This is a genomic window from Sphingobium sp., from assembly GCF_049304695.1.
In the GTDB taxonomy this organism is placed as follows: Bacteria; Pseudomonadota; Alphaproteobacteria; order Sphingomonadales; family Sphingomonadaceae; genus Sphingobium.
Genome location: NZ_JBAQOK010000091.1, coordinates 1 through 17,494, shown reverse-complemented (window position 1 = coordinate 17,494; position 17,494 = coordinate 1). Strand labels below are relative to the sequence as shown.

Here is a 17,494-nt window from a genome sequence, read left to right as displayed (position 1 = left end):
CTTGGTCTCGTCAGCGCTGACGAGGCGACTGTTGGCGATGGCGACCCGGTGTGTGTAGCGACCGAGATAGGCGAGGACATGTTCGGGCGATCCGAACGGCGGCTTGGCATAGACGATCCAGTTTTTGCGCCGCAGCTTGGCGATCGCTCCGGCAAAGACATCGGCGTCATCTAACTCATCCAGCTTGCCGGAGAAGCGTAGCCGCCCGGCTGCATGTGCCGCCTGGAGCCTTTCGAGGAATAGTCGCCGGAACAGGCGTGAGAGGACATGGACGGGCAAGAAGAAGTTCGGTCGGCAGCCGCGCCACTGTCCATCCGAACAAAGCGCGCCGCCCGGAACGAGACAGTGAATGTGCGGATGATGCGTGAGCGCCTGCCCCCACGTGTGAAGAATGGCCAGGAATCCGATCTCGCCACCAAGGTGCCTGGCATCGGCTGCGATGGTCTTGAGCGTCGCTGCGACCGCGTCAAACAAGATCGCATAAACAACCGCCTTATTGTGGAACGCGATCTCGGCGACTTCGCTCGGCACCGTGAACACGACGTGGAAATAGGGCACTGGCAACAGATCGGCTTGCCGGTCAGCGAGCCACCGTTCGCGCGTCGTGCTCTGGCACTTCGGGCAGTGCCGGTTGCGACAAGAGTTGTAAGCGACGCGGGCATGCGCGCAGTCCTCGCAGGCCTCGACGTGACCTCCAAGCGCAGCAGTTCGGCAGAGCTCGATCGCAGACATGACGCGCCGCTCGACGCGACCAAGATGGCTGTCGTTGGCGTGGCGATAGGCATGACCATGGCGGCGGAAAATATCCGCCACCTCCAGATCGGAACGCACGGTCCCGGCTCAGGCGGGCGGCACCACCTCGAGCGTCAAACGGTCGAGCGGGCTCTGCGCCGCAGCGATCGTGGTCGTGGCAACCTGGGTATAGCGCGCTGTCGTCGAGAGACTATTATGCCCCAACAACACCTGGATAATGCGGATATCGACGCCGCTCTCGAGCAAATGAGTGGCAAAGCTGTGGCGCAGCGTGTGCACGCTGACCTTCTTGGTCAACCCCGCCGCCTTGGTGGCTGACCGGCACGCCGAATGGAGCACAGTCACGTCGATCGGCCTCTCGCCCCGACCAGGGAATAACCAGTCGGTCGGACGGGTCAGCCGCCAATACGTCCTCAGGATATCGAGCAACTGAGCCGAAAGCATCACTGTGCGATCCTTGGCACCCTTGCCGTGGCGAACCTGCAGCAGCATCCGGTCGCTGTCGATATCGCCAATCTTCAGGCTCACCGCTTCCGATACGCGCAGTCCCGCAGCATAGGCAGTGGTCAGCGCGGCACGGGACTTCAACGACGGCACCGCCTCAAGAAAGCGTACCACCTCGTCGGGACTTAAGATCGCGGGCAGCTTGCGAGGCGTGCGCGCATAGGCGATCCGCTCGGGTATCTCGCCCCGGTTCAGCGTCACCCCATAGAAAAAGCGCAATGCGCACACGGTCTGGTTCAGCGATGGCCAGGAAATCCCCTGCGACACGAGATAGACCTGAAATGCCCGGACATCCTCCAGCCCAAGCCGATCCGGTGAACGTCCAAAGTGACGACTGAACTTCGTGACGGCGTGAAGGTAGGAACGCTGGGTAGCCGGCGACAAGTTGCGCAACATCATGTCGTCGATCATACGACGGCGCAGCGGGCTAACCGCTGTTGTGGTATCAGCCATGGGGTGGTCTCCTGATCAGGGGTTGGTCTCAGCAACCAAACCTTCTCATCAGGAGGCCATTCCAGCCAATACCTACACATCTCCCGCGTCAGCGGGTTTGTTCAATCCTCTACGATTCAGATTTCAGGTTCGACGCTCTAATAATTCGGCGGGAGGGCGCGTCCTGCCAACATTGATGCCAAATGCTTGTGCGCTCCAACGGCCGACATACCGCTAAGATTTAGATTGTTTGGGCTTATGTTTGCCATCATGTTAAGGACGTGAAATTGCCGAGCAACTAGCAAGGGTGTCTTGGCGACAGAGAGATGCGTGTGCTCCCGCCCTGTGGAGGCCGCATGAGTTGTCGGCTACCACGCATTCATCGGCTTAATTGCCGGACGGCCGCTCCCGAGCACCGCCCGGTGAAGCATTTGCTCTTATTGAGCCCCTAGACCTGCTGTCTGATGCCTTGGGTTGATGCGTCATCGATCGCCTCCAGCAAACTCGCCAGTCGTACTGCGTCGTCGAAATCGGGGACGGTTCTGGTGTCCGCCGCAATGTCGGCGGCCAGTCGCAGATAGGCTTCCGAGACATTCACCGGCGCTGCCACCAGCCCCGCTATGGCTAAATCCGGTTCGGGCGCGGCGACCACGCTGGCTTCGACGTGAATCGTTCCGGTTTGGAAGCCGCGCGGGTTCGTGCTGGTCAGTTTGATTGTCGCCTTTTCGCCGATAAGCTCAAACCGGAAGCCATGTTCGCAATCGGCGCCGGTCACTTCCAGTGTGGAAACGCAGCCACTGTCATGGCGGCCCAGCACCAGCATGTGATCGGCGCACGTGCGCGTCACGCTATCCTGCGTGCCCATGATCTGCACGGTCGGCTGCAGGATCGATGTCCGCGCATCCACTTCGACATAGCGGCCCACTACCGCCTCAATCGCGGCCAGCGTGTGCCCGCCGCCAATGGTTTCTAGCGTCGCGCCGTTCAGCTTGTCTTGCAGATAGGCAAAATGCGGCGGCGCCTGATTGCCCCAGCCGGCCATTGGTGACAGCACGCGGCAAAGCTTCAATTTGCCCAGCAGCCCTTCACGTACAAGCCGGGCGGCATGGCGCACCGCTGGCGAGGATAGCGCTTGCAATCCGATCATCACGTGGCTGGCCGGTGTCACCGCCGCCGCGATCTCGCGCGCTTCAGCCAGATCGCGGCCCAGCGGCCATTCGCAATAGACATGCTTGCCCGCCGCCAGTGCTGCTAGAACAATGGCGCGGTGCTCCGGCACCTTGACCGTTACTGCCACCACCTCGATGTCGGGATCCTGCACCAGTGCCAGCGAATCGCCGAACGCCCGCTCAGCGCCAAAGGCGACGCGTGCCGCCTCTGCCAGATCCTGCGTGCGGGCCGATACTGCGGTGATAGCGAATTGGGGCAAGCGGCGCAGCGCGGGCAGATGCGCATCATGCGCCCATGCCCGGGTGGCATTGCCGCCAACGATTCCGAGGCGAAGAACCGGAGCCATAATCATACTTCCTGGAACAGGCTGCCAAGTACCTTGGTAACCGAAACATGCGCGCCGATATCCGCCGAGACGGCGCGGCCATCCTCACTGTTGCGGTCAATCACGCTGGCAAAGGCATCGCCCAGATCGCCCAGATACATGATATCGGTGATACACATGTCCGTGGTCGTGGTGCCCGCCGCCTGCGCCGCGCGCGCGTTGAAAGCGGGATCGTTGTGCAACTGGTGATAGCCAGCTTGCGCCGGAAAACCGCGGCGGTGGTCAAAGCCGTGATGCACCCACCAGGTGTTGTATTGCAGATGCGTCATCCCTGCCGGACGGTCGAGGACCAGGATCATCGACAGCGGCGCATAGCCCGGGATCGGCAGCAGCCCCACCCCCGCCAGCGCGATGGAAGCGGCACGGTCAACCACCGCATCAAGCGGATCAAGGCAGCCTTGTACTGCGGCAAACAGGGCGTCGAAATCCGCCTCGCTCGCCGCATAGCTTTCCAGCTCAAGTGAGACATAGCCGTCGATGCCCGTCACTTCGCTGCCTGCCGGGCCAAAGCGTGCGGCGACATCGTCGCGCTCGGCAATCGCCACCCCGGCCCGCGCAATCACCGCGCCTGCCTCAACCCCGAAAGACTGGGCGCGGCGCCATGCGCCAACCGCCGCTGCAAAGGCTTCGGCGCTGGCCTCATGCCTTTTGCTAAGCAGATAGATGATGCGCGGACGACTGGGATATTGACTGCCCAGCGCGGGCAGCAGTGTTTCGGGAAGGGCCATGATCAGGCTTTCTCTGCTTCGGCGCGAACGTCGGCGGGCTGGCGATAATACAGCGCGGGTTCAACGCCGTTGAGCGTGGGAATACGCAGCATATAGAGCTGCTCTGCTGCCACCCGTTCGGCCTGCGCAACGATCTCGGCCTCGTCATAATGTACCGAGAAGAAGCAGCCGCTCACGCAATCCGCCTTGCCCGAGGCAAGGAAGGCCACCAGTTCGCCAGCACGCTCGGGCGGATACCAGCCGCACTCCTCCAGTTCATGGCCCGGGGGATAGATCCACGGCGTGCCCGGCGGCGGGGCGGCAATCATCTGCTCGAGTACCGGCATCATGCGCTCGGTCAGCTTGGTGTTGACGTTGCCCGGGGTCATCGAAAATACCGAAACGCCGCGCCCGAGCATTTCGACAGCCAGGATTTCGGTGAAGCGGATGATGCCCGTCTTGGCGACGCTGTAGGGGACAATGTACGGCATGCCCAGCATGCCTGCACCGCTGGCCACGTTGATGATGCGGCCGCATTTTCGCTCGAGCATCCCGGGCAGAACCAGCCCCGAAATGTGCATGGCGGCGAGCAGATTGCGTTCGATCCCTGCGGTCATGCCCTCGGGCTCGATCTTTTCGAACGGGCCGCTGGAATTGGGGACACCGCCACCGGCATTGTTGATCAGGATGGTGGGCGCGCCCAATGCCGCTTCGGTCACGGCGAGCATGTTGCGCACCGCATCGAGATCGGACACGTCGGCGGGGCATGCGACAGCCCGGCCACCGGCGGCGCGGATCAATTCGGCGGTTTCCTCAATTTCGTTGGCCGAACGCGCGCTGACCATTACAGCCGCCCCCGCTTCTGCCAACTTTAGCGCAATGGCGCGCCCAATGCCGCGTCCTCCGCCGGTCACAACGGCGACCGCATCCTGCATGTTGGCCATATAAACATCCTCCAGATTTATGCGGCCGATCTGGCCATCTGGACGCCTTCTACGCCAAGCCTGAGTGCAAGAAATTACGAAGGTTGGACATAAAATAGCGCAAACCTGCCAAACTGGACGATCAGTTGCCGGCCATTCGCTTCCCGGCCGCCTCGCGTTCTTCTCTCGCTGCCAGATATTTGCCTGGCGGCTGGCCCAGCACCTTTTTGAACATGGTGATGAACGCGCTGGCACTTTCATAACCCAGTTCCAGCGCCACGGTTTGCACCGGGACACTTTCGGCAAGGCGTTCAAGCGCCAGCATGATCTGGAATTGCTGGCGCCACGCCCCAAAAGTCATGCCGGTCTCTCGCTGTACTAGCCGGACCAGCGAGCGCTCACTCATCACCACATGGCGGGCCCAGTGGCTGATGGTGGCGCGGTTGGCTGGTTCAGCAATCAGCGCATCGGCGACCCTGCGTAGCCGCGGATCGGCGGGCAGCGGAAGGTGGAGCCGTTCCACCGGGGCCACCGCCAATTCATCCAGCATGGTCTGCACTAGCCGCCCCGGCGCGCCATCGCGGTCATACAGCGGAGGCAGGTTCGTCGCCGCAATCACCAGTTCGCGTAACAGCGGCGTGATTGATACCGTGCAACATTCCAGCGGCGCCACCACGGCCAGGTCCGGATCGAGGAACAGCATGTACAACTCCGTATTACCTACAGAGCGCACCGCATGCGCCAGCCCGCCGGGGATCCACAGCGCGCATTGCGGCGGCACCATCCACAGCCCGTCCGCCACATCGCAAGTGACCATCCCGCGCACTGCCAAAATCAGCTGGGCCTTGGGGTGAGTGTGTGGCTCGCCCGAAACGCCGGTATCATGCCCCATGCCGATGGCAGACACCGCGCGCGGCACGGTATGCGGATTGAACGCTTCGTTACCTACGGCAAGGTCACTGTCCCCAGAACTGCGCATCCAAGCATCCATTCGGCCATGAGCGGGCCAGTCTATCCGGCCCTTGCGCTCTGTGTTGGGAACCTGCACAGTTGTCATCGCTTCCGCATGATTGGCAATTCTTTTCCGCAGTCACCTGTAATACGCTTTGCTTGGCGGTAGGCGGGATGTGAACGAATGTCCGCTTCAACTTTTTTGTGGCGCTGAGGAGACAGTCAGGACTGTCCGCAAGCCCCGACGTTAAAGAGAGGGCTTACTCGGCTCCACGAATGGTCGGTTTCGGCATAACCGGTCGTTCACAGTCGCGGCGCCGACCGGCAGAAATGTCCCAAAATGCGGCCTACCGGTGTCGACCAAATCGGCCACTCAGCACCCGATTTTCGATACCCAGTTCCGGACGTTCCGCTTTTCCGGCAGCTCGACAACGCCGGTTGGCCCACATCGCTTACTGTCCTAAAGGAGTTGAGACGCTGGCTGCACTTTTTGTCCAGCAGCTTTGCGCCGGGAGGGCGAGATGGCTGGTGATATTATCGAGCTACTTCGTGAGCACGAGCTTGCGCCCGCATTCCGCAAGGCACTGAAACGTGCAAAGTCTGCGGTAATTGCAGTACCCTTCTGGGGGAAGGGAGCGGTCAAGCTCCTCGGGCTGGACGTCGGGCATGCTGTCCGCGTGATCTGCAATCTGGATCATCCGGGGTGCAATCCCTTCGTGATCGAAGAACTGCGCAAGCACAAAGTGAAGCTGCGAACCCATCGCCGGCTCCACGCGAAGCTATACGCGACCGGTGCCGTGGCAATCGTCGGCTCGTCCAATGCTTCAACAAATGGCCTGACGGTGGAGGGAAAGGAGGCGCAGGGCTGGGTCGAGCTCAATGTCGCAAGTGGCGACGCGGGTTTTGTCGCCAGCGTGCTCGCCGAATTCGAAACCCTATGGGACAGCGATGAGGCCGTTCCGGTCCGTGCCGTCGACATCAAGCGGGCCAAGGCGCGGCGCGCGAAGCTACCGCCGTTCGTCGCGCTAACCGCCGATGACCTCAGCCTGTTCGAAGCAGTGCGCAAAATGCCGGCGGCGTTCGCGGATGTTTACATCGCGGTCTATGACGATGGCCTGAGCAAGAATGCTAAGGGTGCCCTCGGCGCGTTCCAGAAGAATGCGACCGGATTGCCCGATAGCGCCTTTGATGCCGCATCGATTAAGAATGCTTGGGGCTATCAGTTGGGGCGAATGCCGGAACCAGCTTGGCTGATCGATGTCTCGTGCAAGGGCGAGGCCCCCAAATATCGCGGTACGGCGCGTTCGCTCGGAATTAGGATCGCGGTCGTCGACGACGACGGCTACCCAGAGAACGACCTCGTCCCAGCGCTGCGCGGCCCGATCGTCGTTGGTGGAAAAATGTTCCGCCCCGACAAAGAGGAACGGGCTTTACTGGAACAGCATGGCAAGGCTTTGTTCAAGCGATCCAGGGATGCGCCTGTACCAATCGCGCAGGTGGTCGCGTTCATTGACAAATCGTTGTGATCCGACGCTGCTCGTCATTCTTACCCGAGGGTCGGTCAAGTAAAATTGTGCCAGATTCCGCCGATTCCGACCCATGTCAGCCGTTCAGCACTCGATTTTCGGTTCCCAGGTGCAGACCGGCAGCCTTTCCAATCCGGAGACCCAAGACTGGCCGGCTGCAGACCGGCCGCTTTCAGCAAACGATCCAATGAGCTGGACGTTCGGTGGCGCTCGGTCGCACCGCGCTTCTACTGTCCTCGCTTCTTTCCTTTTTTTTGGTCCTTTTCCGAGCTTGGTTTCGCCATTTTCCCCGATATCTTCGCCGCCTTCTTGGCGGCTTTCGCGGCCTTGGTCGCCTTGGTGTCGATGCCGCGCTGGGTCAGATCTATCCCGATGACGCGTATGTCCTCGACGCCGGGGTAGTCGTTGGAGATGAGCGTCCAGTGGCGCTGGAGCTCGTCGACCAGCATTTCGAATGTGTCGGCCCGTCGGCCGTTGGGCAGATCCCAATACGACTTCGTGCCGAGGTAGATCAAAAGGAAGATGCCGCGGCTTGACCTGACGTCGCGCAGATAGTCGCCGCACAGCTGGACCTCGAGTCGTTCGAAGAGGTGCGGTCCGGTCCATTTGTCTGCCAGCTTCAGCTCGGCCGGCACGGGTGCATCGAAGCCGACCCCGAAGAAGCGGAGGTCCGGCCGCTTCGCGTCCGCTAGTTCCTCTTCCTGCGGGACAACGTAGCGTCCGGCGGCGTGGTCGCGGCACCATCCGCCGATGAACTTTCGGAACTCCGTCTCCTGATCGACCGCCTGCAGTATCGATGCGATCGAGGAATCGCCGTTCTCGAGGTCGTGCTTCAGCGCGTCGAGCTTGTCGGCGGCGTGATACCAGAGCTCGCGGTGGTTCGCGGGCGTCGCGACGAGGGACTTTCCGAACTCGCGTACCTGCGCTGGGGTCCAGGCGTCGACGTCCGCATCGGCCGCGGCCTTCGCCTTCGCGTGGAAGCCCATCCAAGGTCTGCTTCCCTCATCGGGATGCGCGCGCGCCATCTCGAGCAGCGCGAGGAACGCCGGCTTGCCGGGCGTCTCGCGGATGAAGGCGATGAGCGCGTTGCGCGCGTCCTGCGCGTCGTCACGCAGGCCCGGCGAATAGACGCCCTTGCCGGCACGCTCGATGTCATCCTCCTGCCGTATGTAGCGGGCCATCAGGAGGTAGAGCGACTTCATGTGCTCGACCGTGCGGAAACCCTGGCGCGCGCGGCCCTCCTGCGAACGGCCGCCGAGCAGGGCGACGACGAAGACGAGCGCCAGCTTCGTCTGCTCTGCGGGATCGTTTAAGCCGGCGAAGCGGGCCGCGAGCGCGGGGATCGCTGCATCCGGGTCGACGCCGACCCATGTCGCGAACCAGATCGGGGAGAAGGTCAGGTTGCGGGTGGCATTTGCCTTCCGGGACGCGATCGCGGCGATCGTCTTGTCATCCACCGACGAGCGGTTGATGATCGCCAACAGGTAGCCGAGGTTCCTGGTGTTGAGCCGCTTGGCGCGTATCGCTGGCAGTAGGTCCGCAGCGATCTGGTCCCATACCCAGTCGCCGCTCCAACTGACGTCGTAGAGCGCGTAGTGGCTGTCGCCCTCGGCCATCTCGGTGGATAGCTCCTGCATGATCTCGCGGCGGATGACGTCGACGACCTGCGAGGGGAACGCCTTGTTGAGCTGCGGCAGCCAGGTCGGAAAGCCATTCAGCTCCTGGAGGCCGTAGCGGGTGGCGATCTCCGCCTCGTCCGCGTTCAGGCCGGATGGCCAGTCCTCGGTCTCCCGGGCCTCGATCGAGAGGCCGGTGAGCCCGAATATCGTCGTGAAGGGCGTCGTGTTGGCGGCTGCGCCTTCGGAACGGAGCTTCGGTATGTTCTGCCGCCAATAGCCGACCGCACCGTCGCGGAACGCCTCCGCGAGGTCTTCGCCAAACTCGTCTATGAGGGAGCGCCAGTTCCCGTCTGTCCAGCGGTTATGCTGACCGTCGCTGTTCCGCATCTGGTTGTGGAGATAGGCCTGGTCTTGTGACACCAAGCCCGGTCGGCCGAAGTTCCGGACGGTGGCGATGCGACCCGCAAGGATCTCCTTCGCCCTCTCCTTCGCCTTCGCCTCTTTCGCGGCCCGACGGTCTGAGTCGCGCTTCCATGCTGCCTGCTGCCGCTTGAATTCGGCGCCGACCCCCTTGGGTGGGTTGAGCAGCTTCGCGAGTTCCGCCTCGACCTCTGGGTCGATCGTCGCGGCCTTCTTTAGACGGTCCCGCCAGGCACGGAGCCGGCCGTTCTGGTAGTACAGCGCGACCGCGAGCGTGAGGGCCGTCAGCTTGTCGTCTTTGAGCGGCCGTCCGGTGATCTGCTGGGCCACGTAGTCGAAGTCCGGTCCGCCGAACGCCCAATAGGAACCGAAGATCGACACGAGCCAGTAATCGGTCAGACGTTCGTCGCTCTTACGCTTCCGCGAACGCTCCTCAGCGACGGAGTACCAGAACAACGCGCGGTTGAGCTCGGGCCACGCCTGGACCAGTTCCGGCAGAACCTTGCGGATCTCCTCGAACAGGCCGCGGCCATAGTCCTCGGCGATCGGGAGTTTCCGCAACACCGACAGTGCCGACTTCTTGAGCGTCTCCGGATTGCGGCCCTGAATCATCTTCACAATGATCTGACCGGCGGCCTGCCCAAGCCAGCTGTACCGCTTGGAGATCTCGCAGTGGCGCTGCTCGACCACGGGCTTCCGGTTCAACAGCTTGCTGATCCCCTCCAGCAGGGCCGCGAGCGATGAAGGCGGGAGCGATGCCACGTATCCGGACAGCGCGTCGGCGAGCGGATCGGTCTCGAACTGCTCCTTGGGTTCGGTGGCCGCTAGGGCCGAGAGGAGCCAATCCACATCGGCCGGCGCATTGCCGAGCCCGTCCAGAAGCTCGCCCAGCCATTCGCGCCGCAGCGGCGGCGGCTCCGCGACGAACGCCATACGGACGTCGGCGACGTCCTCAGGCGTCCCCACCTCGACGATGGCCCGGATGGCGGCGATGCGCGTGTATTTCGACCGCGACGTAAGGGCGAAGTGCTTCGCCTTGTCGGCGAGCGCGGCGATGCCGCCCTGTTGGACCATCCGCACAAGGAACCAGACGATGTCGTCGTCGTCCTTATGTTTCTCGAGGAGCTCTCGGATGACGTTGGCGAGATCCGGGTTGGTGAAGCGCTGCACGGCCGAGTATTCGGTGATGCTGCGGCCATGCACTGGCTGGGCGAGCTGCTCGCAGGATTCCCGGAGGATCTGGATCCGCGTCTCGAGCGGCAACTGCGCGGGATCGCCGCCCTCGAAGAGGACCTCGGGGGCGAGGCGCATGACCCGTTCGAGGATCCGCTGGTCCAGGATCGCCAGCCAAGGTAGGATCGGCCGCATCGTCGGGACGACGACCTCAACGCCGTATTGCCGGCGGAAGAATAGGTTCTCGACGCGCGCGCGCGAACCTTGGTCGACCAGCAGCGAATGAAGCCATTCTGCAGTCAGGAACTCGCGGACCGACCGATGGTGAAAGCGGACAGTACCGTAGATGCCTTCGTCGAAGATCGGCCTGGTGAGTAGCTTGCGGCAGTCAGCGTCGTCCCAGTCGGTCAGGACCTGCCTTATGTCGAGGCCGCGGTCGTTCTTTTGTCCGTCTGGGACGCGTACCGCCGATTCCTTGGCAAAGGTGGACGCCGCGGCGACGAGGCGTGCACCTGCGCGAATGCGTTCCTTCGAGATCGGGTTGGCGTCTGCACGGTCCTGGTCGCGCTCCTCGAGACGCTTGTCGATGCTCGCGCGCAGCAGCTCGATCCGCGAGCCGACGCGGCCGTTCGCAAGCCAGAACTCGATCGTCTCGGCGAGATCGAGCGGCCGGGTCGTGAACGACCACGCCTCCGCGCGGTCCAGCGCCTTCCTGAACGCGGCGAGGTCGATGACGCCCTTCGCTTCCGCGAAGCGATCGACCTGGGTGCCGGCGAGGTCATCGAGCGCGACCATGCGGAAGACCGACTTGCGCTGCTGCGAGTTTGCACCGTCGGTGGTGGTGACAGCTTCGTCCGATTCTTGGTCTTCGCCGGGCGCGGTCACCGGCGGGGTCCAGGGCAGATTGGCCTCGCAGAGCAGGAGATCGGTCTTAGGCCGCCATGCTTCGCCCCGACTGGTGATGACGATGTGCGCGCGCTGCAGGCCGCCGCGCAGCTTGCGGCCGATCGTCCTTATCGCCCGCTCGAAGTCCTTGGGATCCTTCAGCCGTGCCTCGTCCACGGAGTCGAGGAGCAGCCAGCCGTCGTCGCCGGACGCGATCCAATCCTCGAATTCCTCCGGTGTCCCTTCCTCGAACTACCCGTTGAAGTCGAGCGCCAGGTGCTCGATGCGGAGGAAGAAGGCACGCTGCCCGCAGTGCCGGAGATCCCGGCAGACATGCCTGATCTCCTCCGTCTTCCCGGACCCCGCCTCGGAAAGCAGCACGACGCGCGGCTCGGCGAGCAGGTCGGGCCACTGCGCGGGCTTTTCCCGGCGCATCAGCCGGAAAAGCTCGGCGTCCTTTCCCTCCTCCTCGCTCAGGGCGAGGTCATGGAAGGTGCGGTCAAGCTGGATGAACTCGTCTAGGTCGTTCGACACTGAAGCCCTCTCTGGCCGGCCACTTATTGGTCCGTCTCCCAAACTTGCTGGCCTCGTTGACGTGCGGCCATGCCTTTTCGTGTAGCACGACTGGCGTGTCTGCTCACGCGCGCGATTCATGTCCGCATATGGAGGTTACAGATAACTGTCAGAGCGTCCGATTTTGGCGCAATTCCGCCGCTGCCGACCCTAGCCGGACGCTCGAAGATCAAATTCCGGTATCCAGATGCAGACCGTCCGCTATCGCATTTTGAGGGTGGCGCGCTACCGTTAGGCCACTCAGTCCTCGACGCTAGAATAATATTCTTCGTCTTCGGGCCAGTAGGGATCGAAATGTGCCCGGTCCGGTCCCGGTTCTATGAGCAGGCTATTGAACCCCGGAAGGCTCTCCTCGTCGACAGTCCGGAACGGCAGGTGTTGATTGAGCTGACGTGGAACGCTGCCGCTCGTGCCCCGGCTTTCCCGAATAGGATCGCAAAGTGAGGACAGGCAGCCGAGTTGCCAACGCCAATCCCCCGTGATGTGCTTCATAGCGAAGGTTGCTACCGATGGGCTATCGAGAATTGCCCGCGTCCTGATCAAATCCATCGCGAATTTTCGTCGCTGCTGAGCTCACACCCGAACCAAACATGAGGACCATGTCAACTAGCCATTATCCAGGGCCACCGGCACAACCCTGATGTTTGCATCGACGGCAGAAAGCGCCCGAATGTCTGACTGTAGCCTGGCGAGTTGATCTACCTCCCCTACCAACACGAGTATGGTCGGGACGCCGAGGCGCTGCGCTCGACCGAGCTGGGAGAAAAAATCCCTGCGATGCCTCACCCGCACTAGTTCGATAACGACGCGCTGGTCGCCGCCGAATTGGGGGAATTGTAGGAGAATGTCCGCGCGCAGCGGACGATCGAACTCGCCAATGAGTGCTTCCCGAGCCAGCGTGGCCGCAGAGAGTTGATCATCATTGCCTAGCCAATCTAGAAGCCACCGAGCCAAACTGCCTTCGATCTCAGCCGACTTTTCATGCGATTGAGGGCGCCAATCCGAAATGCGCTCGGCGATGCGTTCAACGATGCCGTGCGCACTGAAGCCGGCGATCCTCTCCCCATTCTCGATATCGAGAAGGTCGACCTTCTCGACCTTGAAGAAGCGAGGTAGGATCTGGAGGTCCAAAAGCCGGCCCATCGTCGAGAAGCTGCGCTTCGAGCTGCGCAGCCTGACGACAATGCTCCCTTCGAATACGCCGAGCACCTCCGCATCGGGCACAAGAAGGCGCAATTCCTCCAACAGTCGCTCGCGCTCACCGGCGCTCAGGGTAGTTCCCCCGAACCGAATCTCCCAGGTAGCCATCGGCTCTAAGGGGAATGATGAGGCGCGGTCATGCAGGATTTCGGCAAGCAATAGCTGATCGAAATCCGAGAGGGGTTGGCGATGACCGCGCCCGCCCCGCCTGATCGAGATTTTTCGATGAAGTTGGTTAAGTTCAGTTGATTCGCTTTGCCTCCGCGTCAATTCATCCCATATATATTCAAGGCCATATCGTGTGTCATACCAACCGCCGGCCTCAATCTCCGGGACTAACTGTGCTGCTGTGCGCGCGAGCGCCTTGGGCAGCGGATCTGGTCCATCGAACGGTGACAACCCGCCCGTTCTGTTTGCGCTGATCGCGAGGAAATGATTCCGAACGTCCTGCGCATATTCCAGGGCCTGACGAGCCTCGTCCTGTATCGAACAGGTGCCCGCCGTTGGAATGCTGATCGACTCCTCCTCTGTCAGGAGGTCCAAAAATACGTTCCTAGTGAAAAAGTGGCGTGATTTGCTCTTGTGAATGTTTGCCAGGAGTTCGAGCGACGTGATGGGAACGACGCTCACTCCCGCATCCTCGCAATTCGTACGGTGAAGGTGCGGCACCATGCGTAGCTCGAGCATCATTTTGTAGCCGCGTAGCTGATCGATTCTCTTCGCTCGATCCGTGGCCTCAATATCCTGGTGAAACTTAACAACGATATCGAGATCGCTCAGTTGGGCATCGAACTGATCCCCATCCTGATAAATGGCGCTGCCGAAAAGGTAGATATCGCAAGGGATGGCCTCGCTAACCTCGTGCGCCCAATCCGAGCAAAGGTCGATTGCCGCACCTGCCTCCGGTGTCCATTCACCCAAATTGTTGCCCCTTTTGCCCTCTGGTACGGAGATACAAGGCATCCAGAATGAAGGACATGGCATACCTCGACCGAAGCCCTCCTATGCCATCCGTCTATGTTCAGGCAAAGACGATACTTAGTCCCCCAAGAATTCGCGTGAGCGAACCGACCGGCTTTTCTGCCGGAAGTCGCAGTTCGCCGGCGCCATGGAATTGAAAGCGATGTTTCTCAACCGGCTCAGCTGAATCAGCGGCCGCTATCAGGGTTTCGACAGGCATCGTTGGACGGCGGCTATGTTGGCATTTCCGTTAAACTCGACCCATCCCAGATTTTCAGCCTTAGATTCTCGGTCCTTCAGGTGCCGATGGTCCGCTTTCCGATCTGGCTGGCGTGCGAAACGGCCGCTTGTTGACCGGCAGTTTTCAGGCCGACTAGCGTGCTGAGCTGCCTTCGTTAGAATCGCCAATGCCACTAAGGTGCCAGCGAATGCGGTTATCACCGATCTGGAAATTCGGTTCCCTCTGGAGTAGCGAGCACTCACGCCCATTCGGGCCAATGGAAGCTGGTGGAGTAGTGATATGGCGGACCTGTGGTCCAAGCACCGATGGGCGAATCGAAACGATCCGACGCCTTCCGTCGAGCAGCAGATCGATGCCGACACCGTGGAAGCCGTCCGCTCGCGCTATCAGCAGGACTATGACCGCCTGCTATTCTCGACGCCTGTGCGGCGCCTCTCGGACAAGACACAAGTTTGGCCGATGGACGAGAATGACGGCGTCAGGACCCGCCTCACCCACTCGCACGAGGTCGCGAATCTCGCCCGATCGATCGGCACCCACGTCCACCACGACGATGCGTCGCTCTTTGGCGATGCGGACGTACATCACGTCGTCCAGCCAATGCTCTCAGCGATAGGTCTCGCGCACGATCTCGGAAATCCACCCTTCGGGCACCAAGGCGAGACCGCCATCGGTCGCTGGTTCGGACGTCATCAGGACTGGATCTTCACAAAGATAAGCGAGGACGGAGCGGATCTGCCCGTCGAGATAGAGAGCGATTACCGCAAGGAGTTCACTAGCTTCGACGGCAATCCGCAGACTATCCGGCTGCTCGCCAAGCTGCAAACGTCGATTTCGCACTCGGGTCTCGACCTGACCGCCGCTACACTGGCGGCGACGATCAAGTATCCGGTTGGCGCGCCCAACCAGGATGACAAGAACCTCATCGCCAAGAAACACGGTTACTTCCTCTCCGAACAGCCGCTGGTCGACTGGCTTCGGAAGGAAACGGGGCTCGAGGAGGGACAGCGCCATCCGCTTACCTGGATCATGGAAGCATGCGACGACATCGCCTACTCAGTCCTCGACGTGGATGACGCGATGAAGAAAGCGGTGATATCGCCGGACGACGTCATGGCGATCCTAATTAACGATAGCCGCACGAAAAAGCATGCCGTAGTAAAAAGGGCACTGGGGGCGTTCAAGCGCGTCAACGCCGACAAACGCCGTCCTGAGGTCGCCCGGGACATCAAGATCGGATACCTCCGGGCTTTTTTTATCGAGGCGCTGATAAGCGACGCGAGCAACGCCTTCGTCAAAAACGGTAAAGCCATCAACAACTTCTCGCACACGACGCCGCTCATGGAAAAGAACGGCTTCTGCGACACGCTGAAAGGGATCGCTCGGCAATATGCCTTCAACAACCCAGCGGTGCTCAAAATGGAGACGATGGGCGCAGAGGCGCTCGATGGCTTGATGACGGCGTTCTGGGATGCGATCAGCGACCGCAAGCCGAAGGACTTCGACGATCTCAACGCGAAACGTCGCGGGGCAAAGAACAAATACGTATTCGCCCTCATCAGCCAGAACTACCTTGAGGACGCGCTCCGGTGCGCCGAAAAGGGGATCGCTGGGTCAATCCGCTATCGCGAACTTCGGCTGTTGACGGACATGCTGTCCGGTATGACGGACACGTTCACTATTAAGCTCTGGAACGACATCAAGAGCCTGAGCTAATGAGTGTCGCCGCTAGCATCCCGCTGCTTAAGAATCGGATCTACAGGTATTTCAGGGAGGCCGGCTCGCCGCACAAGGCCCTTCGCGAATTCCTGAACGTTGAGCTCAAGGACTTCGACCGCATCGCGATTGTCGGCGGACTCGTTCGCGATCTTGCCCGGAAGGGCAAGGTCGGCTTTAGATCGGATATCGACATCGTAATTGACGGCGAAGTGGAAAAGGTCACCGAGTTGGCGGGGAGACTTGAAGCCACGCCCAATCGGTTCGGCGGCTTCGGCTGGAAGAGCGATCTTTGGAAGATCGATTTCTGGGCACTCGGCACGACTTGGGCCTCGACCAACGGTCACGTTCCCGTTGCCGAGCTGAGCGACATTCCGAAGACGACGTTCTTCGATTGCGATGCGGTCTGCTACGACTATAGGGCGAAGACAGTTCATGCCTCGCCGGACTACCTGCCGCGCCTGCGCGCACGAACCATCGACATCAACCTCCTCCCCAACCCGTCCGTCGAAGGCAACCTGCTGCGCGCCGCGCGCAGGATACTGCTGTGGGGGTTTCGGCCGGGCGAAACTCTTCGAACCTTCATCGACGATCATCTCGATGAGGCTTCATTCCGATCGATCGCCGACACCGAGGCAGGCCTCTTCCAGAGCCCGGTGACTCAAGCCTTCGATGGAGCGGCCGAGCTCAAGGCCGCGCTGCTCGCCGATCAACTGACCAGTTTGCTGAACACCGCTGCAAACGAGCAGCTCATCCTTCCCGGACTGCGAGACCTGCGCACCTAGCGATCTAATCAAGGTTGAAGGCATCGGGGATGGTTGGCGAAGACCCGCCCCATCTCGTAACCGCCGCGTTGGTGACGATCGGCATAGCGCTCCCGCCGAAACCTCAGCTTATCGATCAATGTCCCGTGGCGGATTCGGGCCAGAGCGATGTGGAGGATGATGGCGTGAACGCTATTCTAGCGTTCTCTGAACGTTCTTGCCTTCTCCGCACGGCGAGTCTATCGATTCATGATAGACTTGGGGAGAAAGTGTGCCGTACGATCGGAGTTTGGCTATCGCGGAGAGGCATGAAGCCCTGCTGGCGCTCATCGAGACCGGCGGGCGTTCGGCTGCAGCCCTTGCAAAGGCGCTCGGAGTTTCCGAGGCGACGATCAATCGCGATGTCAGCTTTTTGCGTGGCAAGGGGCATTCGATCACCGCTCGGCGCCTCGCATCTGGTTGGGCCTTCGGTGTCAATCGGCGTGCAAACGGGACCCCTTATCGGCGCGCAAAAGGGACCCCCTGTCAGGATGGCGGAGCGTTGATGTGACGGGCTTCCTTGCGCTGCGCGCGGCGTAGGGAGGGCGTAGCC

At 61.4% G+C, this 17,494-nt stretch carries 14 protein-coding genes; 4 read left to right on the top strand and 10 right to left on the bottom strand.

The genetic code is table 11. The annotated features are described in order from the left end of the window. The 6 genes from WA070_RS17340 to WA070_RS17315 all read right to left on the bottom strand — a co-directional run. Nucleotides 1-831, bottom strand: an 831-nt coding sequence (locus WA070_RS17340; protein ID WP_422635156.1) for an IS91 family transposase, incomplete at its 3' end; no start/stop codon positions are given. Between the two features lie 9 nt (nucleotides 832-840). Continuing rightward, the gene (locus tag WA070_RS17335; RefSeq protein ID WP_422635155.1) at nucleotides 841-1,710 is read right to left on the bottom strand and encodes a tyrosine-type recombinase/integrase; all 870 of its coding nucleotides are present in this window, start codon (nucleotides 1,708-1,710) and stop codon (nucleotides 841-843) included. 427 nt (nucleotides 1,711-2,137) lie between these two features. Further along, nucleotides 2,138-3,205 carry a Gfo/Idh/MocA family oxidoreductase gene (locus tag WA070_RS17330; RefSeq protein ID WP_422635154.1) on the bottom strand — a complete coding sequence of 356 codons (1,068 nt, stop codon included), beginning with the start codon at nucleotides 3,203-3,205 and terminating at the stop codon, nucleotides 2,138-2,140. A 2-nt stretch (nucleotides 3,206-3,207) separates the two neighbouring features. Then, nucleotides 3,208-3,972: a hypothetical protein gene (locus tag WA070_RS17325; protein ID WP_422635153.1), complete on the bottom strand. Its 765-nt coding sequence runs from the start codon at nucleotides 3,970-3,972 to the stop codon at nucleotides 3,208-3,210. A gap of 2 nt (nucleotides 3,973-3,974) precedes the next feature. Next, nucleotides 3,975-4,895, bottom strand: coding sequence for an SDR family NAD(P)-dependent oxidoreductase (locus WA070_RS17320; protein ID WP_422635152.1), 921 nt, complete (start codon nucleotides 4,893-4,895; stop codon nucleotides 3,975-3,977). Between the two features lie 121 nt (nucleotides 4,896-5,016). Beyond that, nucleotides 5,017-5,853: an AraC family transcriptional regulator gene (locus WA070_RS17315; RefSeq protein ID WP_422635151.1), complete on the bottom strand. Its 837-nt coding sequence runs from the start codon at nucleotides 5,851-5,853 to the stop codon at nucleotides 5,017-5,019. A 493-nt stretch (nucleotides 5,854-6,346) separates the two neighbouring features. Between WA070_RS17315 and WA070_RS17310 the strand changes: the two genes are divergently transcribed. Next, on the top strand, nucleotides 6,347-7,351 hold the full coding sequence (locus WA070_RS17310; RefSeq protein WP_422635150.1) for a phospholipase D-like domain-containing protein: 1,005 nt from the start codon (nucleotides 6,347-6,349) through the stop codon (nucleotides 7,349-7,351). 227 nt (nucleotides 7,352-7,578) lie between these two features. Here WA070_RS17310 and WA070_RS17305 read toward each other — a convergent pair whose 3' ends face one another. From WA070_RS17305 to WA070_RS17290, 4 genes are all read right to left on the bottom strand, one after another. Continuing rightward, nucleotides 7,579-11,625 carry a hypothetical protein gene (locus WA070_RS17305; protein ID WP_422635149.1) on the bottom strand — a complete coding sequence of 1,349 codons (4,047 nt, stop codon included), beginning with the start codon at nucleotides 11,623-11,625 and terminating at the stop codon, nucleotides 7,579-7,581. 75 nt (nucleotides 11,626-11,700) lie between these two features. Further along, on the bottom strand, nucleotides 11,701-11,982 hold the full coding sequence (locus tag WA070_RS17300) for a hypothetical protein (RefSeq protein ID WP_422635148.1): 282 nt from the start codon (nucleotides 11,980-11,982) through the stop codon (nucleotides 11,701-11,703). A 279-nt stretch (nucleotides 11,983-12,261) separates the two neighbouring features. Continuing rightward, nucleotides 12,262-12,513, bottom strand: a complete 252-nt coding sequence (locus WA070_RS17295; RefSeq protein ID WP_422635147.1) for a hypothetical protein — start codon at nucleotides 12,511-12,513, stop codon at nucleotides 12,262-12,264. 114 nt (nucleotides 12,514-12,627) lie between these two features. Continuing rightward, entirely contained in the window at nucleotides 12,628-14,142 is a 1,515-nt protein-coding gene (locus WA070_RS17290; protein WP_422635146.1) for a hypothetical protein, read from the bottom strand. A 559-nt stretch (nucleotides 14,143-14,701) separates the two neighbouring features. Here WA070_RS17290 and WA070_RS17285 point away from each other — a divergent pair. From WA070_RS17285 to WA070_RS17275, 3 genes are all read left to right on the top strand, one after another. Next, nucleotides 14,702-16,138: a deoxyguanosinetriphosphate triphosphohydrolase family protein gene (locus tag WA070_RS17285; RefSeq protein ID WP_422635145.1), complete on the top strand. Its 1,437-nt coding sequence runs from the start codon at nucleotides 14,702-14,704 to the stop codon at nucleotides 16,136-16,138. Further along, nucleotides 16,138-16,923, top strand: coding sequence for a hypothetical protein (locus tag WA070_RS17280; RefSeq protein ID WP_422635144.1), 786 nt, complete (start codon nucleotides 16,138-16,140; stop codon nucleotides 16,921-16,923). The genes WA070_RS17285 and WA070_RS17280 overlap by 1 nt, the downstream gene beginning before the upstream one ends. A 250-nt stretch (nucleotides 16,924-17,173) precedes the next feature. After that, nucleotides 17,174-17,452, top strand: a complete 279-nt coding sequence (locus WA070_RS17275) for an HTH domain-containing protein (protein ID WP_422635143.1) — start codon at nucleotides 17,174-17,176, stop codon at nucleotides 17,450-17,452. Nucleotides 17,453-17,494 lie beyond the last annotated feature (42 nt).

Excerpts from the sequence above, each read along its gene's own strand:
- WA070_RS17335 (WP_422635155.1), bottom strand. The coding sequence starts at position 1,710 with ATGGCTGATACCACAACAGCGGTTAGCCCGCTGCGCCGTCGTATGATC.
- WA070_RS17330 (WP_422635154.1), bottom strand. The coding sequence starts at position 3,205 with ATGGCTCCGGTTCTTCGCCTCGGAATCGTTGGCGGCAATGCCACCCGG.
- WA070_RS17325 (WP_422635153.1), bottom strand. The coding sequence starts at position 3,972 with ATGGCCCTTCCCGAAACACTGCTGCCCGCGCTGGGCAGTCAATATCCC.
- WA070_RS17320 (WP_422635152.1), bottom strand. The coding sequence starts at position 4,895 with ATGGCCAACATGCAGGATGCGGTCGCCGTTGTGACCGGCGGAGGACGC.
- WA070_RS17315 (WP_422635151.1), bottom strand. The coding sequence starts at position 5,853 with ATGCGCAGTTCTGGGGACAGTGACCTTGCCGTAGGTAACGAAGCGTTC.
- WA070_RS17310 (WP_422635150.1), top strand. The coding sequence starts at position 6,347 with ATGGCTGGTGATATTATCGAGCTACTTCGTGAGCACGAGCTTGCGCCC.
- WA070_RS17295 (WP_422635147.1), bottom strand. The coding sequence starts at position 12,513 with ATGAAGCACATCACGGGGGATTGGCGTTGGCAACTCGGCTGCCTGTCC.
- WA070_RS17285 (WP_422635145.1), top strand. The coding sequence starts at position 14,702 with ATGGCGGACCTGTGGTCCAAGCACCGATGGGCGAATCGAAACGATCCG.
- WA070_RS17280 (WP_422635144.1), top strand. The coding sequence starts at position 16,138 with ATGAGTGTCGCCGCTAGCATCCCGCTGCTTAAGAATCGGATCTACAGG.